Source organism: Enterobacter cloacae complex sp. P42RS, from assembly GCF_014930595.1.
Lineage (GTDB): Bacteria > Pseudomonadota > Gammaproteobacteria > Enterobacterales > Enterobacteriaceae > Enterobacter > Enterobacter bugandensis.
Map to the genome: position 1 here is coordinate 292,037 of NZ_JADBRK010000005.1, position 20,121 is coordinate 312,157.

17 protein-coding genes and 1 pseudogene are annotated in these 20,121 nt (G+C 55.4%); 15 read left to right on the forward strand and 3 right to left on the reverse strand.

Annotated elements, in window-relative coordinates; translation table 11 throughout:
* Nucleotides 1-15 precede the first annotated feature (15 nt).
* Entirely contained in the window at nt 16-1,446 is a 1,431-nt protein-coding gene (locus IM314_RS09300; protein WP_047363408.1) for a sodium:alanine symporter family protein, read from the reverse strand.
* Between the two features lie 262 nt (nt 1,447-1,708).
* Here IM314_RS09300 and tal point away from each other — a divergent pair, with 262 nt between their 5' ends.
* The 3 genes from tal to IM314_RS09315 all read left to right on the forward strand — a co-directional run bounded on the left by tal (nt 1,709) and on the right by IM314_RS09315 (nt 4,805).
* On the forward strand, nt 1,709-2,662 hold the full coding sequence (tal, locus tag IM314_RS09305; RefSeq protein WP_003856481.1) for a transaldolase: 954 nt from the start codon (nt 1,709-1,711) through the stop codon (nt 2,660-2,662).
* Between the two features lie 110 nt (nt 2,663-2,772).
* Nucleotides 2,773-3,360, forward strand: a complete 588-nt coding sequence (mog, locus tag IM314_RS09310; RefSeq protein ID WP_041911271.1) for a molybdopterin adenylyltransferase — start codon at nt 2,773-2,775, stop codon at nt 3,358-3,360.
* A 122-nt stretch (nt 3,361-3,482) separates the two neighbouring features.
* Nucleotides 3,483-4,805, forward strand: coding sequence for an MFS transporter (locus IM314_RS09315; protein ID WP_193358533.1), 1,323 nt, complete (start codon nt 3,483-3,485; stop codon nt 4,803-4,805).
* Here the strand turns inward: IM314_RS09315 and satP are convergent.
* The gene (gene satP, locus IM314_RS09320; RefSeq protein ID WP_041911269.1) at nt 4,782-5,348 is read right to left on the reverse strand and encodes an acetate uptake transporter; all 567 of its coding nucleotides are present in this window, start codon (nt 5,346-5,348) and stop codon (nt 4,782-4,784) included. The two genes, IM314_RS09315 and satP, sit on opposite strands and share 24 nt — an antisense overlap.
* Nucleotides 5,349-5,645: 297 nt before the next feature.
* Here satP and dnaK point away from each other — a divergent pair, with 297 nt between their 5' ends.
* From dnaK to nhaR, 4 genes are all read left to right on the forward strand, one after another.
* Complete coding sequence (gene dnaK / locus IM314_RS09325; protein ID WP_193358532.1) at nt 5,646-7,559, forward strand: molecular chaperone DnaK; 1,914 nt, start codon at nt 5,646-5,648, stop codon at nt 7,557-7,559.
* An 87-nt stretch (nt 7,560-7,646) separates the two neighbouring features.
* Entirely contained in the window at nt 7,647-8,792 is a 1,146-nt protein-coding gene (gene dnaJ, locus IM314_RS09330) for a molecular chaperone DnaJ (protein ID WP_008502040.1), read from the forward strand.
* A 169-nt stretch (nt 8,793-8,961) separates the two neighbouring features.
* Nucleotides 8,962-10,137, forward strand: a complete 1,176-nt coding sequence (gene nhaA / locus IM314_RS09335) for a Na+/H+ antiporter NhaA (RefSeq protein WP_041911268.1) — start codon at nt 8,962-8,964, stop codon at nt 10,135-10,137.
* Nucleotides 10,138-10,195: 58 nt separating this feature from the next.
* On the forward strand, nt 10,196-11,095 hold the full coding sequence (nhaR, locus tag IM314_RS09340) for a transcriptional activator NhaR (RefSeq protein ID WP_028015467.1): 900 nt from the start codon (nt 10,196-10,198) through the stop codon (nt 11,093-11,095).
* A gap of 57 nt (nt 11,096-11,152) precedes the next feature.
* On the opposite strand, the gene rpsT is transcribed toward nhaR, so the two are convergent.
* Entirely contained in the window at nt 11,153-11,416 is a 264-nt protein-coding gene (rpsT, locus tag IM314_RS09345) for a 30S ribosomal protein S20 (protein WP_003856458.1), read from the reverse strand.
* Nucleotides 11,417-11,517: 101 nt separating this feature from the next.
* Here rpsT and IM314_RS21975 point away from each other — a divergent pair.
* The 8 genes and pseudogenes from IM314_RS21975 (at nt 11,518) to carA (ending at nt 20,121) form a co-directional block, all read left to right on the forward strand.
* Nucleotides 11,518-11,736 (forward strand): annotated as a pseudogene (locus tag IM314_RS21975) (DUF2575 domain-containing protein).
* A gap of 7 nt (nt 11,737-11,743) precedes the next feature.
* The gene (ribF, locus tag IM314_RS09350) at nt 11,744-12,670 is read left to right on the forward strand and encodes a bifunctional riboflavin kinase/FAD synthetase (protein WP_028015468.1); all 927 of its coding nucleotides are present in this window, start codon (nt 11,744-11,746) and stop codon (nt 12,668-12,670) included.
* 45 nt (nt 12,671-12,715) lie between these two features.
* The gene (gene ileS, locus IM314_RS09355; RefSeq protein WP_193358531.1) at nt 12,716-15,532 is read left to right on the forward strand and encodes an isoleucine--tRNA ligase; all 2,817 of its coding nucleotides are present in this window, start codon (nt 12,716-12,718) and stop codon (nt 15,530-15,532) included.
* Nucleotides 15,532-16,032, forward strand: coding sequence for a signal peptidase II (gene lspA, locus IM314_RS09360; RefSeq protein ID WP_028015470.1), 501 nt, complete (start codon nt 15,532-15,534; stop codon nt 16,030-16,032). The genes ileS and lspA overlap by 1 nt, the downstream gene beginning before the upstream one ends.
* A gap of 57 nt (nt 16,033-16,089) precedes the next feature.
* Nucleotides 16,090-16,560 carry an FKBP-type peptidyl-prolyl cis-trans isomerase gene (gene fkpB, locus IM314_RS09365; protein WP_193358530.1) on the forward strand — a complete coding sequence of 157 codons (471 nt, stop codon included), beginning with the start codon at nt 16,090-16,092 and terminating at the stop codon, nt 16,558-16,560.
* Nucleotides 16,541-17,491 (forward strand): 4-hydroxy-3-methylbut-2-enyl diphosphate reductase, encoded by a 951-nt coding sequence (gene ispH / locus IM314_RS09370; protein WP_094085087.1) that lies wholly within the window; start codon nt 16,541-16,543, stop codon nt 17,489-17,491. Before fkpB ends, ispH begins: the two co-directional genes overlap by 20 nt.
* A gap of 205 nt (nt 17,492-17,696) precedes the next feature.
* Complete coding sequence (gene dapB, locus IM314_RS09375) at nt 17,697-18,518, forward strand: 4-hydroxy-tetrahydrodipicolinate reductase (protein WP_028015472.1); 822 nt, start codon at nt 17,697-17,699, stop codon at nt 18,516-18,518.
* 454 nt (nt 18,519-18,972) lie between these two features.
* Complete coding sequence (gene carA, locus IM314_RS09380) at nt 18,973-20,121, forward strand: glutamine-hydrolyzing carbamoyl-phosphate synthase small subunit (RefSeq protein ID WP_193358529.1); 1,149 nt, start codon at nt 18,973-18,975, stop codon at nt 20,119-20,121.

A 20,121-nucleotide genomic window follows, 5' to 3' on the forward strand; every position in this document is an offset into this window, starting at 1 on the left:
ATTGATCGATAGCTGTTATCGCCGGGGCAAATCATCCCAGGTGCCGGGGGCAAGCTGTGACTGAATTTCGGGATAGCGTGCGGCATCAAATACCGGGGGAACGCCCAGCTTGCGCTGGCGAAGATAATCCCTGGCAATAAGGTTCACAACGGGCGAGAGCAGCAGGATCGCCGTCAGGTTAGTGATTGCCATTAGCGCCATAATGACATCCGCCAGCTGCCAGACCAGCGGCATATTCAGAAGGGAGCCCGCGATCACCATCAGTACTACGCCCAGGCGAAGCAGGAGGATGGCAGGACGAGAGTCGTATTTCAGGAAGATAAGGTTATTTTCGGCGTACAGGTAATTCACCACAATCGAACTGAAGGCGAACAGCATCAGAATGAGCGAGACAAATCCCGAACCCCAGCCGCCGGTCAGGTTCACCAGCGCCTGCTGGAGAAGCTGTATTCCGTCGATATCCGAGTCATGCGCCACAGGACCGGCCAGCAGGAGGATCATGGCGCTGGCGGAACAGATAATAACGGTATCCATAAACACGCCTATCATCTGCACGATACCCTGCGCTGCCGGGTGCGGCGGCCAGGAAGAGGCGGCCGCGGCGGCGTTGGGAGTGGAGCCCATCCCGGCTTCATTGGAGAACATGCCTCGCTGAAAACCTGCCATCAGCGCCTGGCTCAGGGTGTAACCCAGCGCGCCTGACGCCACCTCACGCCAGCCAAAGGCGCTTTTAAAGATGGTCGCAATCACGCCCGGAACCTGGTCGGCATGCAGCGCAGCGACGACCAGGCTCGCGGCAACCCAGAGCAGCGCCATGATGGGAACCAGCCACTGCATCAGGCGGGCAACGCCTTTCAGGCCGGCAGAAATGGTGAGCAAAACAAAGAGGGCTAAACCGATGCCGGTGATCCACTCCGGGCAGGAGAAGGTATAGCGCAGGGCATGGGCGACGGAGTTTGACTGCACGGTATTAAAAATAAGACCGTACGCGAGCAGTAAAAAAAGCGAGAACAGAACGCCCATCCAGCGCATTCCTAAGCCACGCGCCATATACCAGGCCGGACCGCCGCGAAACTGCCCGTTTCTGTCTTTCTCTTTGTAGAGCTGCGCCAGTGAACTTTCGGCAAAAGAGGTAGCCATTCCGAGAAGCGCCGTGACCCACATCCAGAACACCGCGCCTGGCCCACCGGCGCTGATGGCCAGCGCAACGCCCGCCAGGTTTCCGCTACCGAGGCGGGCAGCCAGGCTGGTACACAGCGCCTGAAACGACGTTAATCCGCCCGGCTGGGGCGTGACGCTGTTTTTCAGACTTCTGCCAAACTTGCGAATATAGCGAAACTGGATAAACCCACTGCGTAGCGTAAACCAGATACCTGCTCCCAGAAGCAGGTAGATCATTATCGAACCCCAGAGGACTTCGTTAATAAAGAAAAGGAAATCAGGCATTAACGTCCCTCTTGTTGATGCCAACGTGAATATGTAAGCGCTACCACTGATTGGGCATGCTGTTGCTTAGCAGCCTGTTAATATTTTGAGTTTATCATACTCTGCCTAAGCGCACTGTCTGCGGTTGCGCTACCCCTCCGTCGTGTTATCATCAGGGCAGACCGGTTACATCCCCCTAACAAGTAAACCTGTCATTTTTCCGCTGCAGGCATGCTGTCGGTAGCGTGAATTATCCAGGGCACGTTAAAAGAGAAACACTATCATGACGGATAAATTGACCTCCCTTCGTCAGTTCACCACTGTCGTAGCTGACACCGGAGATATCGCGGCAATGAAGCTGTACCAGCCGCAGGATGCCACAACTAACCCTTCTCTGATCCTTAACGCCGCACAGATCCCTGAGTATCGCAAACTGATTGACGAGGCTGTGACCTGGGCGAAAGCACAGAGCAATGACCGTGCGCAGCAGGTTGTGGATGCTACCGATAAACTGGCAGTGAACATCGGTCTGGAAATCCTGAAGCTGGTTCCGGGCCGCATCTCTACCGAAGTGGATGCACGTCTCTCCTACGACACCGAAGCGTCAATCGCGAAAGCAAAACGCCTGATCAAACTGTACAACGACGCGGGCATCAGCAACGACCGTATCCTGATCAAACTGGCGTCGACCTGGCAGGGCATTCGCGCTGCCGAGCAGCTGGAAAAAGAAGGCATCAACTGTAACCTGACCCTGCTGTTCTCCTTCGCGCAGGCGCGTGCATGTGCGGAAGCAGGCGTGTACCTGATCTCTCCGTTCGTGGGCCGTATTCTGGACTGGTACAAAGCCAACACCGACAAGAAAGAGTACGCGGCGTCTGAAGATCCAGGCGTGATTTCCGTGACTGAAATCTACGAATACTACAAACAGCATGGCTATGAGACCGTGGTTATGGGTGCAAGCTTCCGTAACGTGGGCGAAATCATTGAGCTGGCTGGCTGTGATCGTCTGACCATCGCCCCTGCGCTGCTGAAAGAGCTGGCAGAAAGCGAAGGTGCTATCGAGCGTAAGCTGTCTTACACCGGCGAAGTGAAGGCGCGCCCGGAGCGCATCACCGAATCCGAGTTCCTGTGGCAGCACAACCAGGATCCAATGGCTGTAGACAAACTGGCGGACGGTATCCGTAAGTTTGCTATCGACCAGGAAAAACTGGAAAAAATGATCGGCGACCTGCTGTAATCATTCTGCGTGACCGGGCTCCCGGTCACGCGTCTTCTTCTGTCCTCTGTCTGAATTTTCCCTCTGCGTGTATCATTCCCTTTAATCAGTACTTTTTGAATGGAATGGATATGAATACCTTACGCATCGGCTTAGTGTCGATTTCTGACCGCGCCTCCAGCGGCGTTTACCAGGATAAAGGCATCCCTGCTCTGGAAGAGTGGCTGGCAAGCGCGCTGACCACCCCGTTTGAGATCCAGACTCGCCTTATCCCCGACGAACAGCCGATCATTGAGCAGACCCTGTGTGAGCTGGTGGATGAGATGAGCTGTCACCTTGTGCTCACCACGGGTGGAACCGGCCCCGCGCGTCGTGATGTGACGCCGGACGCGACGCTGGCTATCGCCGACCGTGAAATGCCGGGCTTCGGCGAACAGATGCGCCAGATCAGTCTACACTTTGTCCCGACGGCAATCCTTTCCCGCCAGGTGGGGGTGATCCGCAAACAGGCGCTGATACTGAACCTGCCGGGGCAGCCAAAGTCGATCAAAGAGACGCTGGAAGGATTAAAAGCCGAGGACGGTAGCGTCATCGTGCACGGCATATTTGCAAGTGTACCGTATTGTATACAGCTGCTTGACGGGCCGTACGTGGAAACTGACGACAAAGTGGTAGCAGCATTTCGTCCTAAAAGCGCACGCCGCGAGACAATCTCCTGAAATTTACTAAAATGTGACATTAGCGCCAGCTGCAGTAGCGTGTAAATGGATTTACGATATAGTAATTTTTTCTTTACGATTGCTGTAAAAAATAATCCACAACACATGCACAATGGTTCGCTATGTCACATAACACCCGACCTCTGAATCGACAGGACTACAAAACGCTTACGCTCGCCGCCTTAGGTGGCGCGCTGGAGTTTTACGACTTCATCATCTTTGTCTTCTTCGCCGCCGTGGTGGGGGCGCTCTTCTTCCCGGCGGATATTCCAGAATGGCTGCGTCAGGTGCAAACCTTCGGCATCTTTGCTGCCGGGTATCTGGCACGTCCGCTGGGCGGCATCGTCATGGCCCACTTTGGCGATCTTGTCGGGCGTAAGAAGATGTTTACCCTGAGCATCCTGCTGATGGCGGTGCCGACGCTGGCCATCGGCCTGCTGCCCAACTATGCCTCCATGGGCATTCTCGCCCCGCTATTGCTGCTGCTGATGCGCATTCTTCAGGGCGCGGCCATCGGCGGGGAAGTGCCGGGGGCCTGGGTGTTTGTGGCGGAGCACGTTCCTGCCCGCCGCATCGGGATCGCCTGCGGAACGTTAACGGCGGGGCTGACCGTCGGGATCCTGTTGGGGTCGGTGGTGGCGACGATAGTTAACACCAGCATGACGCAGCAGGCCGTGCACGACTGGGGCTGGCGTATTCCGTTCCTGCTGGGCGGGGCGTTTGGCCTGGTGGCAATGTACCTGCGCCGCTGGCTGCAGGAGACGCCGATTTTTCTCGAAATGCAGCAGCGTAAAGCGCTGGCGCAGGAGTTGCCGGTCAAAGCCGTTGTGGTGCGTCATAAAAAAGCGGTGGTGGTGTCGATGCTGCTCACCTGGCTGCTGTCGGCGGGCATCGTGGTGGTGATTTTGATGTCGCCGGTGTGGCTGCAGAAACAGTACGGTTTCGCCCCAGCCGTGACCTTACAGGCAAACAGTATTGCGACAATTATGCTCTGCTTTGGCTGTCTGGCCGCCGGGCTGGCGGCGGATCGTTTCGGTGCCAGCCTGACCTTTATTGTCGGCAGCCTGCTGCTGGCCGCGTCGAGCTGGGCGTTTTACCATCTTGCGGGCAGCCATCCTGAACAGCTGTTCCTGCTGTACGGCGTGGTCGGACTGTGCGTGGGCGTCGTGGGGGCTGTGCCTTACGTCATGGTGCGCGCCTTCCCGCCGGAGGTTCGCTTCACCGGGATATCGTTCTCTTATAACGTCGCGTATGCCATTTTCGGCGGGCTGACGCCGATAGTGGTCACGGTGATGATGGGGGTGTCGCCGATGGCGCCTGCCTGGTATGTACTCGCGCTCTCGCTGATGGGGCTGGGATTAGGGGTTTGGCTTCGTCAGGCGGGGGAATATCGTGCCCGCGAGGCGGGCACGACAGAGGGATCAGTGTTTTTCACCAATAGGTAAAATGGTGCGGTCAAACTGTTCGTTCAGCACTTCACCCATTGCCAGGTAGATAGCGCTTGCGCCGCACACCAGGCCAATCCAGCCTGCTACGTGAACGATGCCTTCGTTATCCGCCAGGTGGCCAATTGCCAGCAGGGCGAACAGTACGGTCAGGCTCAGGAAGACGAACTGCAGCGCGCGGTTGCCTTTCAGGGTGCCGAAGAACATGAACAGGGTAAAGACGCCCCACAGGCCCAGATAGACGCCCAGGAAGTGGGCGTTTGCCGCGTCTGCCAGGCCCATTTTAGGCATCAGCAGGATGGCGACCAGGGTCAGCCAGAACGAGCCGTAAGAGGTGAAGGCGGTTAAGCCGAAGGTGTTGCCTTTCTTATATTCCAGCAGGCCCGCGAAGATTTGCGCGATACCGCCGTAAAAAATGCCCATCGCCAGGATTACGCCGTCCATCGGGAACATCCCGATGTTGTGCAGGTTCAGCAGAATGGTGGTCATGCCAAAACCCATCAGGCCCAGCGGAGCCGGATTAGCCAACTTAGTGTTGCCCATAAGTCCTCAAAAAAAATCATCATTAAAATGGTGAAATGGTTAAACCCGCGTCAATACTCCCTGACGGGGCGCGGCATCATAATGGGCGGCATCGGCGCCGTCTATGATCTCATCAGGGTGAAATTAAAATTTTTTTTATGCTTGCCCCTTGATGGATGCCGTCGCGACCCCATCTTGTAGTCAACCGCAGTGTGTGGACCTGAAAAAAATCAAATCTGGGCAGTTGAAAAAGCACGTTCTGCCCTTATTACAGGTACACAACCACATGTTGACTGAATTTTTAGTGGAGACGTTTAGATGGGTAAAATTATTGGTATCGACCTGGGTACTACCAACTCTTGTGTAGCGATTATGGACGGCACTACTGCACGCGTGCTGGAGAACGCCGAGGGCGATCGCACCACGCCTTCTATCATTGCTTATACCCAGGATGGTGAAACTCTGGTTGGTCAGCCGGCTAAACGTCAGGCAGTGACAAACCCGCAAAACACCCTGTTTGCGATCAAACGCCTGATTGGCCGCCGCTTCCAGGACGAAGAAGTTCAGCGTGACGTTTCTATCATGCCTTACAAAATCATCGCAGCAGATAACGGCGATGCGTGGCTTGATGTGAAAGGCACCAAAACGGCACCACCGCAGATCTCTGCTGAAGTGCTGAAAAAAATGAAGAAAACCGCTGAAGATTACCTGGGTGAGCCGGTAACTGAAGCTGTTATCACCGTTCCTGCTTACTTCAACGATGCTCAGCGTCAGGCAACCAAAGATGCTGGCCGTATCGCAGGTCTGGAAGTAAAACGTATCATCAACGAACCAACCGCGGCTGCACTGGCTTACGGTCTGGATAAAGAAGTCGGCAACCGTACTATCGCGGTTTACGACCTGGGTGGTGGTACCTTCGATATCTCTATTATCGAAATCGACGACGTTGACGGCGAAAAAACCTTCGAAGTTCTGGCAACCAATGGTGATACCCACCTGGGTGGTGAAGACTTTGATACCCGTCTGATCAACTACCTCGTTGACGAGTTCAAGAAAGATCAGGGCATTGACCTGCGTAACGACCCGCTGGCGATGCAGCGCCTGAAAGAAGCCGCTGAGAAAGCGAAGATCGAACTGTCTTCTGCTCAGCAGACCGATGTGAACCTGCCGTACATCACCGCAGACGCGACCGGTCCTAAACACATGAACATCAAAGTGACCCGTGCGAAATTGGAAAGCCTGGTAGAAGACCTGGTGAACCGTTCTATCGAGCCGCTGAAAGTTGCACTGCAGGATGCTGGCCTGTCTGTATCTGACATCCAGGACGTTATCCTGGTGGGTGGTCAGACCCGTATGCCAATGGTTCAGAAGAAAGTGGCTGAATTCTTTGGTAAAGAGCCACGTAAAGACGTGAACCCGGACGAAGCGGTAGCTATCGGTGCGGCGGTTCAGGGTGGTGTATTGACTGGTGAAGTGAAAGACGTACTGCTGCTGGACGTTACCCCGCTGTCTCTGGGTATCGAAACCATGGGCGGTGTGATGACTGCGCTCATCAACAAAAACACCACCATCCCAACCAAGCACAGCCAGGTGTTCTCTACCGCTGAAGACAACCAGTCTGCGGTAACCATCCATGTGCTGCAGGGTGAGCGTAAGCGTGCGTCTGATAACAAGTCCCTGGGTCAGTTTAACCTGGACGGCATCAACCCGGCACCGCGCGGCATGCCGCAAATCGAAGTTACCTTCGACATCGATGCTGACGGTATCCTGCACGTGTCTGCGAAAGACAAAAACAGCGGTAAAGAGCAGAAGATCACCATCAAGGCATCTTCTGGCCTGAATGAAGCGGAAATCGAAAAAATGGTTCGCGATGCCGAAGCTAACGCGGAATCCGACCGTAAGTTCGAAGAGCTGGTTCAGACCCGTAACCAGGGTGACCATCTGCTGCACAGCACCCGTAAGCAGGTTGAAGAAGCGGGCGATAAACTGCCAGCGGAAGACAAAACTGCTATCGAAGCTGCACTGACCGCGCTTGAAACGTCTCTGAAAGGCGAAGACAAAGCGGATATCGAAGCGAAGATGCAGGAGCTGGCACAGGCTTCCCAGAAGCTGATGGAAATCGCTCAGCAGCAGCATGCACAGCAGCAGGCAGGCGCTGACGCTTCTGCGAACAACGCGAAAGACGACGACGTTGTCGACGCTGAGTTCGAAGAAGTTAAAGACAAAAAATAATCGCCCTGATGCAGGGTAATTAATCGGCACGGGCGTAGGAGAACTCTCCACGCCCGTGCTCGCATGTTAAGGGGCTTAAAAAAACCAATGGCAAAGCAAGACTATTACGAGATTTTAGGCGTTCCGAAAACTGCGGAAGAGCGTGAAATCAAAAAGGCGTATAAGCGCCTGGCCATGAAATTCCACCCGGACCGTAACCAGGGTGACAAAGAGGCTGAAGCAAAATTTAAAGAGATCAAAGAAGCCTACGAAGTCCTGACTGATGCACAAAAACGTGCGGCCTATGACCAGTACGGCCACGCGGCCTTTGAACAGGGCGGCATGGGCGGCGGTGGATTCGGTGGCGGCGGCTTTGGCGGCGGTGCGGATTTCAGCGACATCTTTGGCGACGTGTTCGGCGATATCTTCGGCGGCGGTCGTGGTCGTCAGCGCGCAGCGCGCGGCGCAGACCTGCGTTACAACATGGATCTCACTCTTGAAGAGGCCGTTCGTGGCGTCACGAAAGAGATCCGTATCCCGACGCTGGAAGAGTGTGACGTTTGCCACGGCAGCGGCGCGAAAGCGGGTACCCAGCCACAGACCTGTCCAACCTGTCATGGCTCCGGCCAGGTACAGATGCGCCAGGGCTTCTTCGCGGTACAGCAGGCCTGTCCGCACTGTCACGGTCGCGGTACGCTGATTAAAGATCCGTGCACCAAGTGTCACGGCCACGGTCGCGTTGAGAAAACCAAAACCCTGTCCGTTAAGATCCCGGCTGGCGTTGATACGGGCGACCGCATCCGTCTGGCGGGTGAGGGCGAAGCAGGCGAGCACGGCGCGCCGGCAGGCGATCTGTACGTTCAGGTTCAGGTGAAGCAGCACGCCATCTTCGAGCGTGAAGGCAATAACCTGTACTGTGAAGTGCCGATCAACTTCGCGATGGCGGCTCTCGGCGGTGAAATCGAAGTGCCGACGCTGGACGGTCGCGTCAATCTGAAAATCCCTGGTGAAACCCAGACCGGCAAGCTGTTCCGCATGCGCGGCAAAGGCGTGAAATCCGTTCGCGGTGGTGCGCAGGGCGACCTGCTGTGCCGCGTCGTCGTGGAAACGCCGGTTGGCCTGAACGACAAGCAGAAACAGCTGTTGAAAGAGCTTCAGGAGAGCTTTGGCGGCCCAACGGGTGAGAAAAACAGCCCGCGCTCCAAAAGCTTCTTTGATGGCGTCAAAAAATTCTTCGATGATTTGACCCGCTAATTCGTTAGCTGTGTCTAACTTCAAAAAGCCCGGAAGCGATTCCGGGCTTTTTTTCGCAGTTATAGATCGGTAAAACTGAGTCTATACCCAATATTAATCTGTTTTTGCCGAGCTATTTGGCTTGGTATTATGGTTTTATCGAGGTATCGTTGTAAAAGAGAGAACATAAATGAAATTACTACACCGTTTCTTTAGCAGTGAGGCGTCCGGTGGTGTGATCCTGATTATTGCCGCGGCCGCCGCGATGGTGCTGGCTAACCTGGGCATGACCCGCGATCTCTATCACGCATTTCTGGAAACGCCCGTCGAGCTGAAGGTCGGGGCGCTGGAAATTAACAAGAACATGCTGCTGTGGATCAACGATGCGCTAATGGCGGTGTTCTTCCTGCTCGTTGGTCTTGAGGTTAAGCGCGAGCTGGTGCTAGGTTCGCTAGCCAGCCGCCAGCGTGCGGCGTTCCCGGTTATTGCCGCGCTCGGTGGGATGGTCGTTCCAGCGCTGCTCTTCCTCGCATTTACCTGGCAGGATCCTGTCGCGCGTGACGGCTGGGCGATCCCGGCCGCAACGGATATCGCCTTTGCGCTCGGTGTCTTAGCTCTGCTCGGCAGCCGCGTGCCGGTTGCGCTGAAAATCTTCCTGATGGCGCTGGCGATCATTGATGACCTGGGCGCCATTGTGATTATCGCGCTGTTCTACACCAGCGATCTGTCGATCCTGTCCCTGAGCGTGGCCGCCGGGGCGATTGCGGTGTTGGCGGTGCTGAACATCTTCAACGTTCGCCGCATCGGTATCTATATCCTGGTGGGGATGGTGCTGTGGACGGCGGTGCTGAAATCCGGCGTGCACGCCACGCTGGCCGGCGTGATTGTGGGCTTCTTCGTGCCGCTTAAGCCGCAGGACGGTAAGTCACCCGCTAAACAGCTGGAACACGTGCTGCACCCGTGGGTCGCCTTTATGATCCTGCCGCTGTTTGCGTTTGCCAACGCGGGCGTTTCCCTGCAGGGGGTCACGCTGGACGGGCTGACGTCTGTCCTGCCGCTGGGGATTATTGCCGGGCTGTTTATCGGTAAGCCGCTGGGGATCAGCCTCTTCTGCTGGCTGGCGCTGAAGATGAAGCTGGCATCGTTGCCGAACGGTACAACCTTTAGTCAGATCATGGCCGTCGGCATACTGTGCGGTATTGGATTCACCATGTCGATCTTTATCTCGACGCTGGCGTTTGGTGCAAACGCGCCAGAGCTCATCGTCTGGGCGAAACTCGGCATTCTCATTGGGTCATTACTGGCGGCAGTGATTGGGTATACTTTGTTGAAGGTGAAGTTGTCCGGACAGGCCGTCCAGGCATAACGGAACACCGGGAGAAGGTCACTCTTCTCCCGATACACACTCAGGGAGCGAAGACGCGATGCCTCATTTGAATTACAACCATCTTTACTACTTCTGGCACGTTTACAAACAGGGCTCGGTCGTGGGGGCTGCAGAGGCGCTTTACCTGACGCCGCAAACCATCACCGGGCAAATCAAAGCCCTTGAAGAACGGCTGCAGGGTAAGCTCTTCAAGCGCAAGGGCCGTGGGATTGAGCCCAGCGAACTGGGTGAACTGGTTTTCCGCTATGCGGACAAAATGTTTACCCTGAGCCAGGAGATGCTGGATATCGTCAACTACCGCAAAGAGTCGAACCTGCTCTTTGACGTGGGGGTCGCGGATGCACTGTCCAAACGGCTGGTAAGCGGCGTGCTGGATGCCGCCGTGGTAGAGGATGAACAAATCCATCTGCGCTGCTTTGAATCCACCCACGAGATGCTGCTGGAGCAGCTGAGCCAGCACAAGCTGGACATGATTATCTCGGATTGCCCCATCGACTCCACGCAGCAGGAGGGGCTGTTCTCGGTGAAAATTGGCGAATGCGGCGTCAGCTTCTGGTGCATCAATCCACCGCCGGAGAAACCTTTCCCGGCCTGTCTGGAAGAGCGTCGCCTGCTGGTGCCGGGCAGGCGTTCCATGCTCGGACGCAAGCTGCTGAACTGGTTTAATTCGCAGGGGTTGAACGTGGAGATCCTCGGCGAGTTCGACGATGCGGCGTTGATGAAAGCCTTTGGCGAAGCGCATAATGCGATCTTCGTGGCGCCAACGCTCTACGCGCACGATCTCTATTCAGACGATAAGATTACGGAGATTGGCAGAGTAGATAACGTGATGGAGGAGTACCACGCCATTTTCGCCGAAAGGATGATTCAACACCCGGCGGTGCAGCGAATCTGCAACCGTGACTACTCGGCGCTGTTTACGCCACCGGCATTCTGAAGACATAAAAAAACCCGCGTTAAGCGGGTTCTTTAAACAAGCAACAACAAGTAGCGATTAAGCCAGTTTGTTGATCTGCGCGGTCAGGTTTGCTTTATGACGCGCTGCTTTGTTTTTGTGGATCAGACCTTTAGCAGCCTGACGATCCACGATTGGTTGCATTTCGTTAAATGCGTTCTGCGCTGCAGCTTTGTCGCCAGCTTCGATTGCTGCGTATACTTTCTTGATGAAAGTACGCATCATAGAGCGACGGCTTGCGTTGTGCTTACGAGCCTTTTCAGACTGAACGGCACGTTTCTTAGCTGATTTGATATTAGCCAAGTCCAACTCCCAAATATGTTCTATGTGGACAATTCAAAGGCCGAGGAATATGCCCTCTTTGCCTTCTTTTGTCAATGGATTTGTGCAAATAAGCGCCGTTAATTAGCGACGCTTCGTTACGTAGTGATGGCGCAGGATTCTACCAGCTTGTCTTTCGTGAATACAGCCTTTCGGCGTAAAAATCGCAGTTCACGGGCAGATTTTTTCGCTGTGAAAGGTCAGCCTGATGAAATCATTACGGCTTTCTGTTTTGCGCGAACAATCGCCGGTTAACCTTAACCGCTGTACAAGGTATACTTTGGCGATTTTCACTGTTTTGAGCCAGACATGAAGCTGATACGCGGCATACATAATCTCAGCAGAGCGCCACACGGGTGCGTGCTGACCATTGGTAATTTCGACGGCGTGCATCGTGGTCATCAGGCGCTGTTGCAGGGATTGCGTAAAGAAGGGGAGGCCCGTGGCCTGCCGGTTGTGGTGATGATTTTCGAGCCACAGCCGCTGGAGCTGTTCGCGGGCGATAAATCTCCCGCTCGGCTAACTCGCCTGCGCGAAAAGTTGCGCTACCTGGCGGAGTCCGGCGTGGACTACGTATTGTGTGTGCGTTTCGATCGCCGCTTTGCCGCACTGACAGCACAAAATTTTGTCAGCGACCTGCTGGTTAAGCGTCTTGGCGTTCAGTTTCTCGCCGTAGGGGATGATTTCCGCTTTGGCGCTGGTCGTCAGGGCGATTTCTTGCTATTACAGAAGGCTGGTCTGGAGTACGGTTTTGACGTCACCAGCGCGATGACCTTCTGTGAAGGCGGCGTGCGCGTCAGCAGCACGGCGGTGCGGCAGGCGCTGGCTAATGATGAACTGGAGACGGCAGAAAATTTGCTGGGCCATCCGTTCACCATCTCTGGCCGCGTGGTTCATGGCGATGCGCTGGGCCGCACGATTGGTTTCCCGACGGCGAATATACCGCTGCGTCGTCAGGTTTCCCCGGTTAAAGGGGTCTATGCGGTGGAAGTGGCAGGACTGGGCGATAAGTCGTTTTACGGCGTTGCCAACATTGGCACGCGTCCTACCGTTGCCGGTGTGCGTCAACAGCTAGAAGTGCACCTGCTGGACGTTGTAATGGACCTTTATGGTCGCCATATAGATGTAATACTGCGTAAAAAAATACGCAACGAGCAGCGATTTGCTTCGCTGGATGAACTTAAGGCGCAAATCGCGCGAGATGAATTAACGGCCCGCGAGTTTTTTGGGCTTTAGAACCGGCTTAACTGCCTACGTGATAAATACGGAACCGAGAATCTGATGAGTGACTATAAATCAACCCTGAATTTGCCGGAAACAGGGTTCCCGATGCGCGGCGATCTCGCCAAGCGTGAACCGGGAATGCTGGCGCGTTGGACCGATGATGACCTGTACGGCATCATTCGTGCAGCCAAAAAAGGCAAAAAAACCTTCATTCTGCATGATGGCCCTCCATATGCGAATGGCAGCATTCATATTGGTCACTCCGTAAACAAGATTCTGAAAGATATTATCGTGAAGTCCAAAGGACTCGCGGGATTTGACTCGCCTTACGTGCCGGGCTGGGACTGCCACGGTCTGCCGATCGAGCTGAAAGTGGAGCAAGAGTTTGGCAAGCCAGGTGAGAAATTCACCGCTGCAGAGTTCCGCGCGAAGTGCCGCGAATACGCGGCCACCCAGGTTGAAGGCCAGCGTGCTGACTTTATCCGTCTGGGCGTGCTGGGCGACTGGTCGCACCCGTACCTGACCATGGACTTCAAAACCGAAGCCAACATCATCCGTGCGCTGGGCAAAATCATCGGTAACGGCCACCTGCATAAAGGCGCAAAGCCTGTGCACTGGTGCGTGGACTGCCGTTCTGCGCTGGCAGAAGCGGAAGTGGAATATTACGACAAAACTTCACCTTCTATCGACGTGGCCTTCGAAGCGGTCGATCAGGATGCCATTAAAGGTAAATTCGGTCTGCCTGGCGTTAGCGGCCCGATCTCTCTGGTGATCTGGACCACTACCCCGTGGACGCTGCCAGCCAACCGTGCAATCTCTCTTTCCGGCGAGTTCGAATATGCGCTGGTGCAGATTGATGGCCGCGCGGTAATCCTGGCGAAAGATCTGGTTGAAAGCGTGCTGAAACGCGCGAATATCACCGACTACACCGTGCTGGGCACCGTAAAAGGCGACGCGCTGGAGCTGATGCGCTTTAAACACCCGTTCCTGGACTTCGACGTTCCGGCGATCCTGGGCGACCACGTCACGCTGGACGCGGGTACCGGTGCGGTACATACCGCCGGTGGCCACGGTCCTGACGACTACAACATCAGCCTGAAATACGGCCTGGAAATTGCCAACCCGGTAGGCCCGGACGGTTCTTACCTGCCTGGCACCTACCCGGCGCTGGATGGTATCAACGTCTTCAAAGCCAACGACATCATCGTTGAGATGCTGCGCACCAGCGGCGCGCTGCTGCACGTTGAGAAAATGCAGCACAGCTATCCGTGCTGCTGGCGCCACAAGACGCCGATCATCTTCCGTGCGACCCCGCAGTGGTTCGTCAGCATGGATCAGAAAGGCCTGCGCGAGCAGTCTCTGAAAGAGATCAAAGGCGTGCAGTGGATCCCGGACTGGGGCCAGGCGCGTATCGAATCCATGGTGGCTAACCGTCCTGACTGGTGTATCTCTCGTCAGCGTACCTGGGGCGTGCCGATGTCGCTGTTCGTGCATAAAGAGACGCATGAGCTGCACCCGAACACCCTGGAACTGATGGAAGAAGTGGCGAAGCGCGTCGAAGTTGACGGCATTCAGGCGTGGTGGGATCTCGACGCCCGTGACATCCTGGGCGCGGACGCGGACAACTATGAGAAAGTGCCAGACACCCTGGACGTGTGGTTCGACTCCGGGTCGACTCACGCCTCCGTAGTTGACGTGCGTCCGGAGTTTGCCGGTCACGCTGCCGACATGTATCTGGAAGGTTCCGACCAACACCGCGGCTGGTTCATGTCATCCCTGATGATCTCCACCGCGATGAAAGGTAAAGCGCCTTACCGTCAGGTACTGACCCACGGCTTCACCGTGGATGGTCAGGGCCGTAAGATGTCTAAATCTATCGGCAACACCGTTTCGCCGCAGGACGTGATGAACAAGCTGGGCGCGGACATCCTGCGTCTGTGGGTAGCCTCAACCGACTACACTGGCGAAATGGCGGTGTCTGACGAGATCCTGAAGCGTGCTGCCGACAGCTATCGTCGTATCCGTAACACCGCGCGCTTCCTGCTGGCGAACCTGAACGGGTTCGATCCAGTGAAAGACATGGTGAAACCGGAAGAGATGGTCGTGCTGGACCGCTGGGCGGTAGGCTGCGCGAAAGCGGCGCAGGAAGATATCCTGAAAGCCTATGAGTCTTACGACTTCCACGAAGTGGTGCAGCGCCTGATGCGCTTCTGCTCCATCGAGATGGGCTCGTTCTACCTCGACATCATCAAAGATCGCCAGTACACCGCGAAGGCGGACAGCGTGGCTCGCCGTAGCTGCCAGTCCGCGCTGTTCCACATCGCAGAAGCGCTGGTGCGCTGGATGGCGCCGATCATGTCCTTCACCGCGGATGAAATCTGGGGTTATCTGCCGGGCGACCGTGAGAAGTATGTCTTCACCGGCGAGTGGTATGAAGGTCTGTTCGATCTCTCCAGCACCGAAGCAATGAACGATGCCTTCTGGGACGAGCTGCTGAAAGTGCGTGGCGAAGTGAACAAAGTGATCGAGCAGGCGCGTGCGGATAAAAAAGTCGGTGGCTCTCTGGAAGCGGCAGTGACCCTGTACGCCGAACCGGAGCTGGCGGCGAAGCTGACCGCGCTGGGCGATGAATTACGATTTGTCCTGTTGACCTCCGGTGCAAAAGTTGCGGATTATGCCGAGGCTTCTGCTGATGCTCAGCAGAGCGAGTTGCTCAAAGGCCTGAAAGTCGCACTGAGCAAAGCCGAAGGTGAGAAGTGCCCGCGCTGCTGGCATTACACTACCGATATCGGCCAGGTGGCGGAACACGCAGACATCTGCGGACGCTGTGTAAGCAACGTCGCCGGTGACGGCGAAAAACGTAAGTTTGCCTGATGAGTAAAACTCTCTGTTCAACAGGACTGCGCTGGCTGTGGCTGGTTGTGGTGGTGCTGATTATCGATCTGGGCAGCAAGTTCCTGATCCTCCAGAATTTCGCTCTGGGGGAGACGGTTTCGCTGTTCCCGTCGCTTAACCTGCACTATGCGCGCAACTACGGCGCGGCGTTTAGCTTCCTTGCCGACAGCGGTGGCTGGCAGCGCTGGTTCTTCGCGGGTATCGCTCTCGGTATCTGCGTGGTACTGGCTGTGCTGATGTACCGCTCGAAGGCCACGCAAAAGCTGAATAACATCGCCTACGCGCTGATCATTGGCGGCGCGCTGGGCAACCTGTTTGACCGCCTGTGGCACGGCTTTGTGGTCGATATGATCGACTTCTACGTCGGCGACTGGCACTTCGCGACCTTTAACCTGGCCGACACCGCCATCTGCATCGGTGCGGCGTTAATCGTGCTGGAAGGCTTCTTGCCTAAACCCGCAGCGAAAGAGCAGGCGTAATTGTCAATGCCGGGTGATGCGCTGCGCCACCCGGCACAACATTAAAGAGCAATGTGTATGTCTAAATCCGTACAGAGCAACAGCGCGGTTCTCGTTCACTTCACGCTGAAGCTGGATGACGGCTCCACGGCTGAATCCACCCGCAATAACGGCAAACCTGCCCTGTTTCGTCTCGGCGATACCTCCCTGTCTGAAGGTCTTGAGCAGCAGCTCCTGGGCCTGAAAGAGGGTGAGAAAAAAGCGTTCTCGCTGGAGCCGGATGCCGCGTTTGGCGTGCCAAGCCCGGACCTGATTCAGTATTTCTCGCGCCGCGAGTTTATGGACGCGGGTGAACCGGAAATCGGGGCGATTATGCTCTTTACCGCTATGGACGGCAGCGAAATGCCTGGCGTGATCCGCGAGATTAACGGCGACTCTATCACCGTTGACTTCAACCATCCGCTTGCCGGGCGTACCGTTCATTTTGATGTTGAAGTGCTGGAGATTGATCCGGCACTGGAGGCCAGAAATGCAGATCCTGTTGGCTAACCCGCGTGGCTTCTGCGCCGGTGTAGACCGCGCTATCAGCATTGTTGAAAACGCGCTGGAGATTTACGGCGCGCCGATTTACGTGCGTCACGAAGTGGTGCATAACCGCTACGTGGTCGACAGCCTGCGCGAGCGCGGTGCTATTTTCATCGAGCAGATCAGCGAAGTGCCGGACGGTGCGATCCTGATCTTCTCTGCGCACGGCGTCTCTCAGGCGGTCCGTAACGAAGCGAAAAACCGCGATCTGACCGTATTCGATGCCACCTGTCCATTAGTGACAAAAGTGCATATGGAAGTGGCGCGCGCCAGCCGTCGCGGTGAAGAGTCGATTCTGATTGGCCACGCCGGTCACCCGGAAGTTGAAGGCACCATGGGCCAGTACAGCAACCCGGAAGGGGGAATGTACCTGGTGGAGTCACCGGAAGATGTACTGACGCTGAACGTGAAAAACGAAGCGCGTCTGTCGTTTATGACCCAGACCACGCTCTCCGTAGACGACACCTCTGACGTGATTGACGCCCTGCGCCAGCGCTTCCCGAAAATCGTCGGGCCGCGTAAGGATGATATCTGCTACGCCACCACTAACCGTCAGGAAGCGGTGCGCGCGCTGGCTGAACAGGCGGACGTGGTGCTGGTTGTCGGCTCTAAAAACTCCTCTAACTCCAACCGTCTGGCCGAACTGGCGCAGCGTATGGGGAAAGCGGCGTTTTTAATCGACGACGCGACGGACATCCAGGAAGCGTGGGTGAAAAATGCGGCCTGCGTTGGCGTTACCGCAGGCGCTTCCGCGCCGGATATCCTGGTGCAGAACGTGATTGCTCGTCTGCAGGAGCTGGGCGGGGGCGAAGCGGTGCCGCTGGAAGGACGCGAAGAGAATATCGTCTTCGAAGTGCCGAAAGAGCTGCGTATCGACGCCCGCGAAGTGGAATAATTTCTTTTCTGATGAAAGGCCAGCACCTCCTGTGCTGGCCTTTTTTTTGCTCCGGACTTTATCGTTACGACAAAATCATGTCTTTTACTGATATCTGAGTCGGTTTCACGTTAAATTCTAATTATTGGTGTTTTCAGTTGGCAGCCTTTACGAAGGCTGGTTAATCTGAAAACGGTTTACATCATTTTAACGTAAGAGAATAACTATGCATGATGCACAGATCCGTGTCGCCATTGCGGGCGCGGGTGGACGTATGGGTCGCCAGCTGATTCAGGCGGCAATACAAATGGATGGCGTGGCACTCGGCGCGGCGCTGGAGCGTGAAGGTTCATCCCTGCTGGGATCCGATGCGGGTGAACTGGCCGGCGCGGGCAAGACAGGTGTTACCGTTCAGAGCAGCCTTGATGCGGTCAAAGATGACTTTGACGTGTTCATCGACTTTACCCGTCCCGAAGGCACCCTGACTCACCTGGCGTTTTGCCGCCAGCACGGTAAAGGGATGGTGATTGGCACCACCGGCTTCGATGATGCGGGTAAACAGGCCATTCAGGATGCAGCCACCGACATTGCGATTGTCTTTGCCGCGAACTTTAGCGTAGGCGTTAACGTCATGCTGAAGCTGCTGGAAAAAGCGGCGAAGGTGATGGGCGACTACACCGACATTGAGATTATTGAAGCGCACCACCGCCATAAAGTTGATGCTCCATCAGGCACGGCGCTGGCGATGGGCGAAGCGATTGCTTATGCAATGGATAAAGATTTAAAAGACATCGCAGTCTATTCCCGTGAAGGGCATACCGGAGAACGCGTGCCGGGCACCATTGGTTTCGCAACCGTCCGGGCGGGCGATATCGTCGGCGAACACACGGCGATGTTCGCCGATATTGGCGAACGTGTTGAGATTACACACAAAGCGTCAAGCCGCATGACGTTCGCCAATGGCGCAGTACGCTCCGCATTGTGGCTGAAATCGAAAGAAAAGGGTCTTTTTGATATGCGAGATGTGCTGGATCTCAACAATTTGTAAGCTTTATTACCCATCGTGATGTGGTTATTGCAGTCGTAATGTATTGATTGCATAGGGCAATAATTTATTGCCCTCTTATTTTATTTGTTTTAGATGGATTTTGATTGTTAATCGTCATAAATCTGAGTTTTATGCAATTATTATGTGAATTGAATGTAAATTTTGACCATTTGGTCCACTTTTTGTCGCTCTCGTCTCTTAATTTCCATAAAACCTACCGCGCAAGCGTTTTCCAGGATGATTTACCTGATCTTTTTGCCCGTTAAATCCCATTCAAGCTGCCAGTCCTGCAAAAGAATAAACAAAATATCCGTTTTGAGTTGACTTTTACCCACCAAATCCCCAGAATGCCGCCGTTTGCCAAAAATCCGCTGGCAACACATTTGCATTGATTTATGACATGGTTGTGAATTAATATGCAAATAAAGTGAGTGCATATTCTCTGGAGGGTGTTTTGATTAAGTCAGCGCTATTGGTTCTGGAAGACGGAACCCAGTTTATCGGTCGGGCCATAGGGGCAACGGGTTCGGCGGTTGGGGAAGTCGTTTTCAATACTTCAATGACCGGTTATCAAGAAATCCTCACTGATCCTTCCTATTCTCGCCAAATCGTTACTCTTACTTATCCTCATATCGGCAATGTCGGCACCAATGTGGCTGACGAAGAATCCTCTCAGGTACATGCGCAAGGCCTGGTCATTCGCGACCTGCCGTTGATTGCCAGCAACTTCCGCAACACTGAAGACCTCTCTTCTTACCTGAAGCGCCATAACATCGTGGCGATTGCCGATATCGATACCCGTAAGTTAACGCGCCTGCTGCGCGAGAAGGGTGCACAGAACGGCTGCATCATCGCGGGTGATAACCTCGATGCGACGCTGGCGCTGGAAAAAGCAAAAGCCTTCCCGGGCCTGAACGGCATGGACCTGGCGAAAGAAGTGACTACCGCTGAAGCCTACAGCTGGACGCAGGGTAGCTGGACGCTCGAAGGCGACCTGCCGGAAGCGAAAAAAGAGAGCGAGCTGCCGTTGCACGTGGTGGCCTACGATTTCGGCGCCAAGCGCAACATTCTGCGCATGCTGGTTGACCGCGGCTGCCGCCTGACGGTAGTGCCTGCACAAACGTCTGCCGAAGACGTGTTGAAGATGAATCCGGACGGCATTTTCCTGTCCAACGGCCCTGGCGACCCGGCGCCGTGCGATTATGCCATCGCTGCCATCAAGTCCTTCCTGGAAACCGATATCCCGGTATTCGGCATCTGTCTCGGCCATCAGCTGCTGGCGCTGGCGAGCGGTGCGAACACCGTCAAGATGAAGTTCGGCCACCACGGTGGTAACCACCCGGTGAAAGACATTGATAACAATACGGTGATGATCACCGCGCAAAACCACGGCTTCGCCGTCGATGAAGCCTCAATGCCGGCTAACCTGCGCGTGACCCATAAGTCGCTGTTCGATGGCACCCTGCAGGGTATCCACCGTACCGATAAGCCAGCGTTCAGCTTCCAGGGCCACCCGGAAGCGAGCCCGGGCCCGCACGACGCCGCGCCGCTGTTCGATCACTTCATCGAACTTATCGAGCAATACCGTAAGACCGCTAAATAA